This window comes from Neptuniibacter marinus (assembly GCF_965223595.1).
Lineage (GTDB): Bacteria > Pseudomonadota > Gammaproteobacteria > Pseudomonadales > Balneatricaceae > Neptuniibacter > Neptuniibacter marinus.
In genome coordinates, this window is sequence record NZ_OZ245004.1 from 3,631,281 (window position 1) to 3,646,942 (window position 15,662).

Genomic DNA, 15,662 nt, shown 5'->3' on the forward strand with positions numbered 1-15,662 from the left:
GGTATTATAACGAAACATTTGCGGGGTTACACTTGAAACAGACTCAAAAACTCTTCAATTGTACTCAACATGCAAACTTCTAGGATTTTTCCTCTTTAAAGAGGAAAAATAATCTCTACTTTTATCGATTGATTTACTCAGGCGATAGCCTTCTACCTGCTATTTCCGTTAAAATTACTGCATTAATTTCTGACAAAACAGACAGGTTACTGCATGGCTCAGTTCGTTTATTCAATGAACCGCGTAGGCAAAGTTGTACCGCCAAAACGCGAAATTCTGAAAGATATCTCCCTCTCTTTTTTTCCTGGCGCTAAAATCGGCGTATTAGGGCTTAACGGCTCAGGTAAATCTACTCTTTTAAAAATTATGGCAGGGCTTGATACTGAAATTATTGGTGAAGCCCATCCAATGCCAGGTCTAAACATCGGCTACCTTCCTCAAGAACCTGAATTAGACGATACGAAAACAGTTCGTGAAGTTATCGAAGAGTCAGTCGCTGATGTAAAAGAAGCACTTGATGGCTTAGAGGCAGTCTATGCTGCTTATGCTGAACCGGATGCAGACTTCGATGAACTCGCCAAAAAACAGGCACAATTTGAAGACCTTATTCAAGCCAAAGATGGTCACAACCTAGACACCGCACTTGAACGTGCTGCCGATGCGATGCGCCTTCCCCCTTGGGATGCTGAAGTTAAAAACCTATCCGGTGGTGAACGTCGCCGTGTTGCTTTATGCCGTTTATTGTTAGATAAGCCTGACATGCTACTACTAGACGAGCCTACCAACCATCTGGATGCTGAGTCTGTTGCATGGATTGAACGCTTCCTGCAAGAATACCCAGGCACGGTTGTTGCGATCACCCATGACCGCTACTTCCTTGATAACGCTGCAGGCTGGATATTGGAGCTTGACCGTGGACGCGGGATTCCTTATGAGGGCAACTACTCCTCTTGGCTAGAACAAAAAGAGCAACGCCTCGCGCAAGAAGCCAAACAGGAAGCTGCCCATCAAAAAGCCGTTTCTTCTGAGTTAGAGTGGGTTCGTCAAGGGCAAAAAGGGCGTCAATCTAAATCAAAAGCACGCTTAAAACAGTTTGAAGAGATGAACTCAAAAGAGTTCCAAACGCGCAATGAAACCCAAGAGATCTACATTCCACCTGGACCACGTCTTGGTGATAAGGTTATCGATGCCGTTAATATCTCTAAAGCTTATGGTGACAAAGTGCTGTTTGAAAACCTTAGCTTCTCCATTCCTCAAGGCGCTATTGTCGGCATCATTGGTGGTAACGGCGCAGGTAAATCAACACTCTTTAAAATGATCAGCGGCGAAGAGAAACCAGATTCCGGTGAGATTGAAATTGGCTCAACCGTCGAACTCGCTTACGTTAACCAATCCCGTGACCTTAATGGTGATAAGACCGTTTTTGAAGAACTTTCTGATGGCCAAGATATTATTACTGTAGGTAATTACCAAACACCATCACGCGCTTATTGCGGTCGCTTTAACTTTAAAGGTGGCGATCAGCAGAAATTTGTCAAGGATCTATCCGGTGGTGAGCGTAACCGCTTACATATGGCGAAACTACTTAAAGAGGGCGGCAACGTTCTTCTTCTTGATGAGCCGACCAACGATTTAGATATAGAGACACTACGTGCCTTGGAGGAAGCTATACTTGCCTTCCCTGGCTGTGCGGTTGTTATCTCCCATGACCGTTGGTTCCTAGACCGTATCTGTACACATATGCTGGCCTACGAAGGCGACTCTAAGGTTGAGTTCTTTGAGGGCAACTACACTGAATATCAGGACGATTACAAACGTCGTTATGGTAAAGAGCATCAGCCTGAGCGTATCAAATACAAACGTATGGTCGATCTAGGTTAAACGATTACGACTAACAAAAAACCGAGGCAGTGCCTCGGTTTTTTTATAACGACAGAATAAATACGAGATTATGAAAAACCTCAAACAGCCACATAAAGCTGATCTCTTCCCGCATTTTTTGCTGCATAAAGCCCATCATCTGAACGTTTCAACAGGGACTCTATATCATCACTGTTATTCAGCTCAGCAATGCCTATACTCGCAGTAAAACCAATTTTATCACCATTTGGCGCAGTCACTTTTTCAGTATGACAAGCTAAGCGAATAACCTCCGCCACCTCTTTAGCTTCTATAACATTCATCCTTGGCAGCACCATCAAAAACTCTTCCCCCCCATACCGACATACCAGATCTATACGTTTACGGGCGTGTTTTCGCATGACTTTAGCAAAAGACTTTAAGACAAGATCACCCGCTGCATGACCATAACTATCATTTAAGTTTTTAAACTTATCTAAATCGAACAACAATACGCTTAATGCTTGCCCCCGCTCGCGAGCCTGAAGTATATCAAGTGATAACTGATCCATTGCTTGACGACGATTAGACAACCCAGTCAAAGGATCTCGCGTCGCCTGTCGATATAAACCTAGTAACATATTCAACTGATTAACCGCAGCCCAACCAGCAATCAAACCAAGAACAGCTAACAGCCATAAACTATTGATCGCCTCAACATCCCCTACCGTTCCTCTTAACAGCTGCGTGACAAATTCAATTAAAAGCACGCCCAAGGAAAAACATAAAGCTTCACTAATGGCGAGCGGGAAAATAGCCATCATCGTAATAATCATAAAAGGGAAAAAATGATACCCAGCCACATTAGAATCATAGCCTTGTATCAACAGAAGTGTACTAGAGGCTGTTTGGAATCCTGACAACAATATCACCAGAATCACCAAACGCAGCTGCGCGAATTTCAAACTGTAGCGTTTAAAACTCCACAACGAGAGAAACAAACAGCCTAATGCTCCGACAACACGCGCAAGCGCTATGGAGTCCAGCATATCTTCAGGCAATAGAAAATAATCAACTAAAAACCACGCAGGCTGAATAAGGGCTAATAGAAAAGCAATTATTCGTATCCGGCGAAACAAATAATAGCTACGCGTTTGATTAAAATATCGCGAATGACGACTGCCGCTAGACACATCCAACAAAGTTTCTAAAAACATAATAACCCTTACTCATTAAAGGTTTTTGTTGCGAAGCTTAAGGACAAGCATGCAGAACAACCATGATATAGCTCAGTTTATAGGCAATTATTCAAAAACCCAGCACATCAAACATCGTGAGAAACAACGATCCGTCAAACACAGCTATTTATTTTATATGCACGTCTATACTAAGATAACATCATCATAGGGACCATAGGGAAACCAATATTGTGACTACACCTAATACTGAGCGCCGCCGTTTTACTCGCATTGATTTTGATGCAAGAACGGAACTACAGCAAGGTGATCATATCTACGAGGTAACCCTAATTGATATATCGTTTAACGGTATATTAATAAAAAGCGCTCGCCCCCTTAACTTATCTTTAGGCGATGAAGCGTTCGCTACCATCCATATACAAGGGGATAACCTGAGTATACGCACCCCTGTGAGCCTGACCCATAAACACGAAAATGAGTATGGTTTTTTAATAGAAAACTTGGATCTAGATTCACTGACTTTACTACGCCGGTTAGTCGAGCTAAATCTAGGTGAGCCCTCTTTACTAGAACGGGAACTGGATCACTTTTTTACTGCTGAAGCAGATTAAAGCGCCTCAAGCGCTTCGGTCAACTTAGTAACAGGAACAATCTCCATTCCAGCTAAAGCCTCTTTAGGTACATTGCCTTTAGGCACAATCGCCCGTTTAAAACCATGTTTTGCCGCTTCTCTTATTCGCTCCTGCCCGTTAGGTACAGGTCGTATTTCCCCAGATAAGCCTACTTCCCCAAATACCATTAAATCATGAGGTAAAGCCTGATCCTTAAAGCTAGATACAACTGCAAGCAATAACGCCAGATCTGCACTTGTTTCCAATACCTTTACCCCGCCGACAACGTTTACAAATACGTCTTGATCACCCGTCATCAAGCCACCATGACGATGTAATACCGCCAACAACATCGCCATTCGGTTTTGCTCCAAACCCACAGCAACCCGTCGTGGGTTATTCATATGGGATTGGTCAACCAGTGCTTGAATCTCAACAAGCAAAGGCCGTGTTCCTTCCCAAACGACCATAACCACACTACCAGGGCTAGGACCCTCTTCGCGGCTTAAGAAAATTGAGCTTGGATTTTTAACCTCTTTAAGACCCGTTTCCAACATGGCAAACACACCCAGTTCATTCACCGCCCCAAAACGGTTTTTATGCGAACGAAGTGTCCGGAAACGAGAATCAGCTGAACCTTCCAGTTGCAACGAGCAATCAATCATATGCTCCAAGACTTTAGGGCCTGCCAATGAACCATCCTTAGTAACATGTCCAACCAAAAACAGTACGGTACCTGTCTGCTTTGCAAAACGAGTTAAGTAAGCCGCAGACTCTCTTACCTGCGATACGGAGCCTGGCGCAGATTGCACATCTGCCATATGCATTACCTGTATAGAATCAATTACCATCACTTTTGGCTTGAGTGTTTGCGCCACATCACAGATAGTTTCCACACTGGTTTCCGAGAGCATTTTTAACTGCCCCGTCGGTAAATTTAAACGGCTCGCACGCATAGCAACCTGCTGCAATGACTCCTCACCTGTTACATATAGGGCTGGCATCTGCTCAGCCAGATAACACATGGTTTGCAACAATAAAGTACTTTTACCTGCTCCCGGATGACCGCCCATTAGCACCGCAGAACCAGGCACTAAACCACCGCCTAACACACGATCCAATTCACCCGCTCCAGATGAAAAACGCGGCATCTCCTCCAAAGCGACCTCAGAAAGGTTAACGACACTCTGCTGCTTTGCCCCACCAGCATAACCATCAAAGCGAACATTACGTGTTTCATTTGCATTTGATTTTGCAGTCGACAACCGGACTTCCGTCAAAGTATTCCACGCATGGCACTCCGTACATTGGCCTTGCCACTTTGTGTAATCCGCTCCACAGTCATTACAGACGTAAGCCGTTTTCTGACGTGCCATTAAGCCTCTCCAAATTGCTGTAAATATTTTAGAATTTTACCCAACCTAAATCCTATAACCTACTGATCTTTACGTCGATCTTGATAAATACCGAAAACAGCCTTCATTTATTCAATAGATGCACTACAATCAGTTGCCTAACAATAATGCAGGCCTGCCCTTAGGAGATAAACATGAAATTGGAAACTGTAGCGATACATGGCGGATATGAAATAGACCCAACCACTAAATCTGCCGCGGTTCCTATTTACCAAACCACATCTTATGCCTTTGATGATGCTCAACACGGCGCAGACCTCTTTGACTTAAAAGTACCCGGTAATATATACACCCGCATTACGAATCCCACCAACGATATATTAGAAAAGCGTGTTGCAGAAATGGAAGGCGGCGTTGCCGCGCTTGCCGTTGCATCTGGTATGGCGGCTATTACATACACCATACAAACACTTGCAGAAACCGGCGATAACTTCATCTCTACCAGCGAACTCTACGGTGGTACATACAACCTATTTGCTCATACTTTGCCCCGCCAAGGCATTGAATGCCGCTTTGTAAATAAAGACGATGCAGCGGCTATCGAAGCACAAATAGATGAGCGAACTAAAGGTATTTACTGTGAATCCGTCGGCAACCCATCTGGTGGCATCGCCGATATTGAAACGTTAGCAGAGATCGCCCATCGTAACGGCATCCCACTTATCGTTGACAATACAGTGCCTAGCCCTGCCATGTGGCGCCCGATCGAACACGGCGCAGACATTATTGTACAAGCAGCAACCAAATATATTGGTGGACATGGTAACTCAATCGGTGGCGTCATCATCGATTCTGGTAACTTCCCTTGGGCTGATAACGCTGAACGCTTCCCTTTATTAAACACGCCTGATATTTCCTACCACGGCGTGGTATATACTGAAGCCTTTGGTCCTGCTGCATTTATTGGACGCTGCCGCGTGGTACCGCTTCGCAATATGGGAGCCGCACTTAGTCCCATGAATGCTTTCTTATTACTACAAGGATTAGAAACACTTAGTCTACGCATGGAACGCGTAAATGAAAACACACGTAAAGTCGCTAACTTTTTAGAAAACCACGATGCGGTTGGCTGGGTTAAATACGCGGGGCTCGAAAGCCACAAAGACTATGCACTCGCTCAAAAGTACATGAACGGCCAAGCCTCTGGCATTCTAAGCTTTGGCGTAAAAGCAGGCAGAGAAGGCACACGTAAATTCTATGACGCACTGCAAATTTTCTTACGTTTAGTAAACATCGGCGACTGCAAATCACTCGCTTCGATTCCTGCTGAAACGACCCATCGTCAGTTGAATGATGAAGAGCTCGCTTCTGCAGGTGTCTCGCCAGAAATGATTCGCTTATCTATAGGTATAGAGCATATTGATGACCTCATTGCCGATCTAGATCAGGCATTAGCAGCGATCAACAACTAAAGCCTGAGCATTAAACTCAGAGCATTGAATTCAGAACAAAAAACGGTTGGTAGCGAAAGCTCCAACCGTTTTTTATAGGCAGACCAAAAACACACTTAATTAAATAACGCGCGTAATTTGTTCCACAATGAGCGTGCATTTTGGTTGTCTTTATCAGAAGCTTGAGCCAGCTCTTTTAGTTTTTCAATTTTTCTGATGGCTAAACCATATTGTTCATCAACTTCATCGAGAGACGATGCGTTAAATTCAAGGTCGTTAACAAGACCATCATTAAGACCATAGATCCAGCCGTGAACAGTGAGCTCCTGCTCATTAGTCCAAGCTTTCTGAACTATAGTGGTTTCGCAGACGTTGCTTGCTTGCTCAATCACATTCAACTCACACAAACGGTCTAACTGCTGATGAGAGTGATCCCAAACAGATAAAAGTTCACGATGCTTTTTATATACATCGCGAATATGCCGCAACCAGTTATCGATTAAACCGTGTGGTTCAGTCTCGATTGCAGCTTTAACCCCTCCACAACCATAATGACCAACAACCATAATATGCTTAACTTTGAGAACTTCGACCGCATACTGAATAACAGACATACAATTCATATCAGTATGAATGACTAAATTCGAAACATTACGATGCACAAAAAGCTCACCAGGCAACATATCCACAATTTCATTAGCGGGAACACGGCTATCAGAACACCCAATCCATAAATACTCTGGAGCCTGCTGCTGTGCTAACGTCTCAAAAAAAAGAGGATCTTCCTTGTTAATCTTATCCGCCCATTGGCGGTTACTTTCTAGTAATTCAGTTAGCCGTTTCATATTAGTTTCTGATAACAAAAAGCGAGCTTATAGCCCGCTTCTTTTGGTTAAAGATATACTCTTTAAGTCCTAGATAAAGCCTTTTTTCTAGACTGGTTATACTCTTCTTCTGTAATCAAATCTTTTTCACGCAAACTTTTTAGTTCTTGTAACCTTAATTCAAGACTCTTTTCAGCTTCGACTAACTGATCCTCACTGCACGTTTTTTCTTAACGCAAACTATCAATACGCATTAAACGAGTATTAGCAGCATTGATTGCTGAATTATAGTTATTACTCTTTGCAATCAAGTTAAATGGAAACCATAAAAGCCCATCCAACATATCTTTGCCTGTAACATCATCCTTATCCTGATTCACGGCATTAATAATCGCCTGAACTCGCACCTGCTCTGCCGTCAGCTGCTCACAATTCATGACTTCATCCGAAGCGCTATACGCAGAAACAACTTCATGATCTGCGCTACCAGCACATCCTCCAAGCGTTAAAACAGAGCCTAAAACAGCAATAGACACACTACGTTTAATCATAAACATCTTCCTTGATAAGAAATTAATAAAAAAATAGAGAAGCACCTTAGCTCCTCACAAAAAAATCATGCGTGATACTTAGCACTTAACTCATGCACCGCATCAACAAACGCTTTAGGCTGTTTCGGATCAACAAACTGGTGAATACCATGGCCAAGGTTAAATACATGCCCAGATCCATTACCATACTGGCCTAAAATAAATTCAACCTCTTGCTCGATACGGCTTGCCGGTGCATATAAGACACTTGGATCCATATTTCCTTGCAGCGCAACTTTATCGCCCACTCGAGCGCGTGCATTGCCAATATCTGTCGTCCAATCCAAACCTAAGGCATCCGCACCGGTTTCCGCCATTACTTCAAGCCACTGCCCACCATTTTTAGTAAACAGAATAACCGGCACTTTGCGTCCATCATGCTCACGAATCAAACCATCAACGATCTGCTTCATGTACTTTAACGAAAACTCTTGGTAGCAAGGACCACTTAATGCGCCACCCCAAGTATCAAATATCTGTACGGCTTGCGCACCAGAACGAATCTGCTCATTCAAGTATGTAGTGACAGATTGAGCTAACTTATCCAAAAGAGTATGCATAACTTCAGGTGTTGCATACATCATCTGTTTAACGTGGCGAAAATCTTTACTAGAACCACCTTCAACCATGTATGTGGCTAAGGTCCATGGGCTGCCAGAAAAACCGATAAGAGGAACACGCCCATTTAATTCGCGACGAATCTCTTTCACTGCATTCATCACATAATCAAGGTCTGTTGCAGCATCAGGTACCGGTAGGTCTGCAACATCTTTCTCTGTACGAACAATTTTCTTAAACCGTGGACCTTCACCTACTTCAAAGTAAAGTCCCAATCCCATTGCGTCTGGGATCGTTAAAATGTCAGAGAATAGAATTGCGGCATCAAGATCATAACGCTCTAATGGCTGAATAGTTACTTCACAAGCAAGCTCTTTATTTTTGCAAAGGCTTAAGAAATCACCTGCTTTAGCACGCGTTTCTCTATATTCTGGAAGGTAACGTCCCGCCTGACGCATCATCCATACGGGTGTTGCATCTACAGGTTCATTAAGAAGAGCACGTAAAAAACGATCATTTTTGAGTTCAGCCATTTGTGTCAGCCACTTATATCTTGTAAATTCGAATTGGCCGATATTCTAACGATTTCTGACAGGAATTACCTGTAAATGTATAAACAATTTTAATAACTGATGATACAGATTAAATCAGCACTTTATTTTTTACTGCTCTTAGGCATATTGACTGGCTGCCAAAGCCATTCTGTAAAAGAGCTGCCACTGACACCTCAACCTTTGGCCGTTTTCGAACACGAAATAGTTTGGTTAACAACGTCAACCTCCAGTACCTCTCAAGAGCAACAAGTTAATAGCTTTAACCTTAAACTAAAAGATCGTCTGAAAATGTATGGTGCCAATAATATACAGACCACCAATAAGTCTAGGTCATCAAATAAGGGGTTAATTATTATTAGTAAAATCAATACGGATAACGAGGAAGGTGCTTACCAGCTATCTATCTTACGCGAGAACAGGGAACTCATTCACGGCTCTTACCCTAATACACTGAAAGGCGAAGAGGTCGCTATTAATAAGTTCTTAATGTCTATTCACCAAAAAATAGTCAACGCTGATAAGTACTTCTAATAAAAAAGGCCGCGAATGCGGCCTTTTTTCAAGATAATCTAAAAGCTTAAACTTCTAAATAATCCAAGATTCCTTCAGCCGCTTTACGACCTTCAGCAATCGCCGTCACAACGAGATCAGATCCACGTACCATATCACCACCCGCGAACACCTTTTCATTGGTAGTCTGGAATGGGTACGCATGCTGCTCAGGTGCCTTGACTCGACCATCTTCATGCAGATCGATACCGAAGTCAGCAAACCAAGGCGCTGGACTTGGACGGAAGCCAAAAGCCACTAATACTGCATCAGTTGGAATAACTTCCTCAGATCCAGATACCACCTCAGCACGACGGCGACCATTTTCATCAGGCTCACCCATTTGAGTGCTAACAACTTTAATCCCGGTCACTTTACCGTTTTCACCAACAACTTCTATAGGTTGACGGTTAAACTGAAATTGAACACCCTCTTCTCGGGCATTCTCAACTTCGCGTTTAGAACCAGGCATGTTTGCCTCATCACGACGATAAGCACAGATAACAGATTCTGCACCTTGACGGATAGAAGTACGGTTACAGTCCATGGCTGTATCACCACCGCCCAACACTACAACCTTCTTACCTTTAAGGTCGATAAAGTCGGCTGGATCTTTCTCAAAACCCAGACAGTGATTAACATTAGAGATCAAAAATGGAAGTGCATCATAAACACCCTCCAAATCTTCACCTGGAAAACCACCTTTCATGTAGGTATAGGTACCCATACCTAGGAACACCGCATCATATTGATCGACAAGGTCTTGCATAAGTACATCTTTACCAACTTCGGTATTTAAATGGAATTCAATACCCATCTCAGTAAAGATTTCACGGCGACGAGACATAACATTTTTTTCCAGCTTAAACTCTGGAATACCAAATGTTAACAAGCCGCCAATCTCAGGATTACGGTCAAAGACAACAGCTTTCACGCCATTACGTGCAAGTATATCCGCAGCTGCAAGGCCCGCAGGACCTGCACCAATAACGGCCACTTTTTTATCAGTCGCTGAAACCTTAGACATATCAGGTTTCCAGCCCATCGCAAAAGCGGTGTCTGTAATATATTTTTCAACCGAGCCAATAGTTACCGCACCAAAACCATCATTAAGAGTACAAGCCCCTTCACATAAACGGTCCTGAGGACAAACACGGCCACACACTTCAGGTAATGAGTTTGTTTGGTGGCTAAGCTCAGCCGCCTCAATAATATTTCCTTCCGAAATCAGCTTTAACCAATCAGGGATATGGTTGTGTACTGGACACTTCCATGAGCAATACGGGTTACCGCACTCTAAGCATCGATGCGACTGTTCTGATGCATCGGGTTTATCAAAAGGCTCGTATATTTCACCGAATCCTTCTTTACGCACATCAGCATCAATTTTCTGAGGCCCTTTACGGCCTACATCGAGGAACTGAAAATCGTTATTTAAACGGCCAGCCATAATCCTCACCTCTTAAAAGCAATCTCCCGACAAATTAGGAGATTGCAGATTATTCTTCATATACCAAATGGTACGTAGCACTTATTCTGGGCGTGTACGAATACTAGTCAGTAAATCATTTAAACTAGCCGCTTTCGGTTTAACCAACCAAAATCGACCAATATAGTCATCAAGATTATCAATAATCTCTCGACCCCAAGCACTGCCAGTTTCTTTGGTAAATTCAATAATGACTGAGCGTAGATGGTTTTTGTATGCTTCCATACTTTCAGTATGGATACGCTGAATCTCAACTAACTCATGGTTATACTTATCCACAAAGTTATTATCGACATCCAATACATACGCAAAACCACCCGTCATACCTGCACCAAAGTTATACCCCGTTGCACCAAGAACTGTGACTAAACCGCCTGTCATATATTCACAACAGTGGTCGCCTGCACCTTCAACAACCGCGTGAACACCAGAGTTACGAACACCAAAACGTTCACCAGCTTGACCTGCAGCAAACAATTTACCGCCCGTCGCACCGTATAAACAGGTGTTACCCATAATGGCAGTTTCATTTGATTTAAAGGTCACTTCAGCAAATGGTCGGATAACAATCTTGCCGCCCGCCATGCCTTTACCAACATAATCGTTAGCATCACCTTCAAGGTACAAGTTCTGGCCACCGGCATTCCATACACCGAAAGACTGCCCCGCATGTCCTTTAAAGTTAAAGGTCATTGGCTTGTCAGACATACCAAGGTTGCCATGCTTCTTAGCAATAGCACCCGATGTACGAGCACCAACAGAGCGATCGCAGTTGGTAATCGTCAGCGCCCATTCACCGCCCTGCTTCATATCAATCGCTGACTGAGTTAACTCAATCATCTGGTTATTCAACTGGGCAGTATCGTAAGGCTCGTTACGCTCAACTTGACACGTGTTCGGGAATTCATCACCAGCTGAAGCCAAAATAGGACTTAGATCTAAGTTCTTCTGACGTGGCGTATCACCATCCAAAGCTTCCAAAAGATCTACTCGACCAACAAGCTCTTCCATAGTGCGAACACCAAGTTGTGCCATAAGTTGACGAGTTTCTTCTGCAATAAACCTGAAGAAATTTTTAACCATTTCAACGGTGCCGCGGAAGTGATCTTCACGTAGCTTTTCATTCTGCGTTGCCACACCGGTCGCACAGTTATTTAGGTGACAGATACGAAGGTATTTACAACCTAGAGCAACCATCGGCATAGTACCAAAGCCAAAGCTTTCAGCACCTAATATTGCACCTTTAATTACATCCAAGCCAGTCTTAAGACCGCCATCTGTCTGCAACCGAATATTGCCGCGCAGTTGATTCCCACGAAGTGACTGATGAGCATCCGCTAAACCTAACTCCCAAGGGGAGCCTGCATAATGGATAGAAGTTATCGGTGATGCCGCTGTACCACCATCATAACCAGAGATAGTAATCAGATCAGCGTAAGCCTTAGCCACACCACAAGCGATAGTACCTACACCTGGGCGCGATACTAATTTTACTGAAACAAGAGCTTCTGGATTCACTTGTTTTAGATCAAAAATCAACTGAGCCAAATCTTCGATAGAGTAAATATCGTGATGAGGCGGTGGTGAAATTAGAGTAACACCCGGTACGGAGAAACGTAGGCGAGCAATAAGGTCGTTGACCTTACCACCTGGTAATTGTCCACCTTCACCCGGTTTTGCACCTTGAGCGACTTTAATCTGTAGTACTTCAGCATTCGACAGGTATTCAGGCGTTACACCGAAACGTCCTGAAGCAACCTGTTTAATTTTAGAGCGTTTCATGGTGCCATGACGAGCAGGGTCTTCACCACCTTCGCCAGAGTTAGAGCGACCTCCTAATTCGTTCATGGCAACAGCTAAAGCTTCATGAGCTTCAGGGGATAGCGCACCAAGAGACATTGCTGCCGAGTCAAAACGTTTAAAGATATTTTCTATCGGCTCCACTTCGTCAATGGAGATAGATTGCACATCTTTACGCAGCCCCAACATATCACGTAAGGTTGCATAACCACGGTTATTCACTAACGCAGCATAACGCTGATATGCTTCTGGGTTACCGGTCTGAACAGCTTCATGGATAGTACGAACCACATCAGGGTTGTATGCGTGATACTCACCGTCATGCTTATACTTCAGCAATCCACCCGCCTGGATAGGCTTACGCGCAACCCATGCTTCTTTAGCTAATAAGCTCTGTTCAAATTGAAAATCCTCAAAACGAGCACCTTCAATACGACTAGTAACACCCTTGAAACAAAGATCAACAATCTCTGAACTCAAACCAATCGCTTCAAATAACTGCGCGCCACGGTAAGAAGCAACGGTTGATATACCCATCTTCGACAGGATCTTCATCAAACCTTTGTTAATACCTTTGCGGTAATTTTCATGGGAATGCAAAGTTTCCATCTGGATCTCTCCAGTAGAACACAAGTCATTCAACACACGATAGGCAAGGTACGGGTAAACAGCAGTGGCACCAAAGCCAAACAAAACAGCAAAATGATGCGGATCGCGTACTGTACCACTCTCAATCACAAGGTTAGCGTCGCAACGCAAACCTTTGTCGACCAAACGGTGGTGTACAGCGCCTGTTGCTAATGCAGCATGAACAGGTAAAAGACCACGTGTAATATTAGCATCCGTGAGGATCAGAATAACTTTACCATCACGTACACTTTGTTCTGCTTTATCTGCGATCCCTTGAATAGCTTCTTTTAAAGAAAATTTCTCAGGGTCGTAGTTCAGATCAATTTGAATAACGTCAAAGCCTGGCTCACTGTTATCGCGCAAACGGTTAAACTTACTGGCCGACAGAACAGGGGTGGTTAAAATTACACGATGTGCATGTTCCGGCGTTTCTTCAAATACGTTTCGCTCAGCACCAATACATGTCTCTAAGGACATAACAATCGCTTCACGAAGAGGATCGATCGGTGGATTGGTAACTTGGGCAAACTGTTGACGGAAATAATCATATACAGAGCGCACCCTATGGGACAGCACAGCCATCGGCTTGTCGTCGCCCATAGAACCTATGGCTTCCATTCCGCTTTCGCCTAATGGTCGCAAAATCTGTTCACGCTCTTCAAATGTAACTTGGAACATTTTCATATGAGTCTTAACTTCATCCGCAGACATCTCTACAAATGATTTAGACTCTTCATCCAAGTTCATGGTCTGCTCTAGACGCAGTGCGTTCTCTTTCAGCCACGCTTTATAGGGTTTAGCAGCTTTCAGACGGTTATCGACATCTTGCGTATGTAAAACATCGCCAGTTGCCGTATCAATCGCCAGAATTTGGCCTGGTCCTACACGACCTTGAGCAACAATATCTTCAGGCTTATAACTGAACACACCTATTTCTGATGCTGTACAGATGTACCCTTGCTTAGTCATTACCCAACGAGATGGACGTAAGCCATTACGGTCCAACATACAGACAGCAAAGCGACCATCGGTCATTACCATACCTGCAGGACCATCCCAAGGCTCCATATGCATAGAGTTAAAATCATAGAATGCACGTAAATCAGCATCCATTGTTTCAACATTCTGCCACGCAGGCGGCACTATCATGCGTACAGCACGATAAATATCCATACCGCCAACCAACAAGAATTCCAGCATATTATCCATACTTGATGAATCTGAGCCGGTCGTATTTACAATCGGCTGTAGCTCATCCAAGTTGGGTAATAGATCAGTTGCAAATTTACTTGCACGCGCCTTCGCCCAGTTACGGTTACCTTCAACTGTGTTAATTTCACCATTATGCGCCAAGAATCGGAATGGCTGCGCCAAAGGCCAGCGAGGTGCTGTATTTGTAGAAAAGCGTTGATGATAAGTACATACCGCTGTTTCTAATCGCGGATCTGCTAGATCCTGATAAAACACAGGTAGATCCACCGGCATAGTTAATCCTTTATAGGAGATAACTTTGTCAGAGAAACTACAGATGTAAAAATCTTCATCTGCCGCCATAGCAATTTCAGATTTACGGCGAGCGATAAACAAACTAATAGCAAGCTCCCTCTCACTCTTGCTTCCAGCAGTAATAAAAACCTGCTCGATAAGAGGAAGAGTATCTTTTGCTATAGGGCCAAGGCATGAATCATCCGTTGGCACCACTCGCCAACCTGCAACACCTAGACCTTCATTAGTAATCGCAGTATTAACTGCAACACGTGCAGCTTCTGCTTTGGCAGCTTCGCACGGTAAAAACACCATACCCACTGCATAAAATTCGCCTAGTTCGGTGCCTAACTCTTCCTGTGCGACTGTGCGCAAGAAGCTATCAGGTTTCTGCATTAACAGGCCACAACCGTCACCTGTCTTACCATCTGCAGCTATACCCCCACGGTGCGTCATGCAGGCAAGCGCTTCGATTGCTTTATCTAGCAAATCGTGACTAGCTTGACCCTGCATGTGTGCCATAAGGCCAAAACCGCAGTTATCTTTAAATTCACCGGGGCAATAAAGAGCTTTGCTCATAAGCCATTCCCACTTAAAAATACTTCGAAATCAATGTCTTAATAATCTTTCTGCTGCAATATATACGCCAGTCAGCAAAAAGGGACAGCTATTCTACACGCGAAGTCTGTTCGGAACAAATTCCAAACAGCATAAAGGAAGGTTTAAAT

General features: G+C 43.7%; 12 protein-coding genes. 4 read left to right on the forward strand and 8 right to left on the reverse strand.

Features of this window, described 5'->3' with window-relative positions:
* Positions 1-213 precede the first annotated feature (213 nt).
* Entirely contained in the window at positions 214-1,881 is a 1,668-nt protein-coding gene (gene ettA, locus ACOQOE_RS17225; protein ID WP_067862625.1) for an energy-dependent translational throttle protein EttA, read from the forward strand.
* 80 nt (positions 1,882-1,961) lie between these two features.
* Here the strand turns inward: ettA and ACOQOE_RS17230 are convergent, their stop codons facing one another.
* Positions 1,962-3,056, reverse strand: coding sequence for a diguanylate cyclase (locus ACOQOE_RS17230; RefSeq protein ID WP_420554558.1), 1,095 nt, complete (start codon positions 3,054-3,056; stop codon positions 1,962-1,964).
* Positions 3,057-3,268: 212 nt separating this feature from the next.
* Here ACOQOE_RS17230 and ACOQOE_RS17235 point away from each other — a divergent pair, with 212 nt between their 5' ends.
* On the forward strand, positions 3,269-3,649 hold the full coding sequence (locus ACOQOE_RS17235) for a PilZ domain-containing protein (RefSeq protein WP_420554559.1): 381 nt from the start codon (positions 3,269-3,271) through the stop codon (positions 3,647-3,649).
* Here the strand turns inward: ACOQOE_RS17235 and radA are convergent.
* Entirely contained in the window at positions 3,646-5,025 is a 1,380-nt protein-coding gene (gene radA, locus ACOQOE_RS17240; RefSeq protein WP_067862630.1) for a DNA repair protein RadA, read from the reverse strand. The two genes, ACOQOE_RS17235 and radA, sit on opposite strands and share 4 nt — an antisense overlap.
* Before the next feature lie 173 nt (positions 5,026-5,198).
* On the opposite strand from radA, the gene ACOQOE_RS17245 reads away from it, so the two are divergent.
* Positions 5,199-6,476, forward strand: a complete 1,278-nt coding sequence (locus ACOQOE_RS17245; protein WP_420554560.1) for an O-acetylhomoserine aminocarboxypropyltransferase/cysteine synthase family protein — start codon at positions 5,199-5,201, stop codon at positions 6,474-6,476.
* A 95-nt stretch (positions 6,477-6,571) separates the two neighbouring features.
* Here the strand turns inward: ACOQOE_RS17245 and can are convergent, their stop codons facing one another.
* The 4 genes from can to hemE form a co-directional block, all read right to left on the reverse strand.
* On the reverse strand, positions 6,572-7,300 hold the full coding sequence (gene can, locus ACOQOE_RS17250) for a carbonate dehydratase (protein ID WP_067862634.1): 729 nt from the start codon (positions 7,298-7,300) through the stop codon (positions 6,572-6,574).
* A gap of 62 nt (positions 7,301-7,362) precedes the next feature.
* Positions 7,363-7,434 (reverse strand): hypothetical protein, encoded by a 72-nt coding sequence (locus ACOQOE_RS17255; protein WP_420555496.1) that lies wholly within the window; start codon positions 7,432-7,434, stop codon positions 7,363-7,365.
* Between the two features lie 75 nt (positions 7,435-7,509).
* The gene (locus tag ACOQOE_RS17260) at positions 7,510-7,830 is read right to left on the reverse strand and encodes a hypothetical protein (protein WP_420554561.1); all 321 of its coding nucleotides are present in this window, start codon (positions 7,828-7,830) and stop codon (positions 7,510-7,512) included.
* 65 nt (positions 7,831-7,895) lie between these two features.
* Positions 7,896-8,960, reverse strand: a complete 1,065-nt coding sequence (gene hemE, locus ACOQOE_RS17265) for a uroporphyrinogen decarboxylase (RefSeq protein WP_067862638.1) — start codon at positions 8,958-8,960, stop codon at positions 7,896-7,898.
* A 99-nt stretch (positions 8,961-9,059) separates the two neighbouring features.
* On the opposite strand from hemE, the gene ACOQOE_RS17270 reads away from it, so the two are divergent.
* Entirely contained in the window at positions 9,060-9,512 is a 453-nt protein-coding gene (locus ACOQOE_RS17270; RefSeq protein ID WP_420554562.1) for a hypothetical protein, read from the forward strand.
* A 46-nt stretch (positions 9,513-9,558) separates the two neighbouring features.
* Here ACOQOE_RS17270 and ACOQOE_RS17275 read toward each other — a convergent pair whose 3' ends face one another.
* Complete coding sequence (locus ACOQOE_RS17275; protein ID WP_420554563.1) at positions 9,559-10,980, reverse strand: FAD-dependent oxidoreductase; 1,422 nt, start codon at positions 10,978-10,980, stop codon at positions 9,559-9,561.
* 81 nt (positions 10,981-11,061) lie between these two features.
* Positions 11,062-15,513, reverse strand: a complete 4,452-nt coding sequence (gene gltB, locus ACOQOE_RS17280; RefSeq protein ID WP_420554564.1) for a glutamate synthase large subunit — start codon at positions 15,511-15,513, stop codon at positions 11,062-11,064.
* Positions 15,514-15,662: the final 149 nt, after the last annotated feature.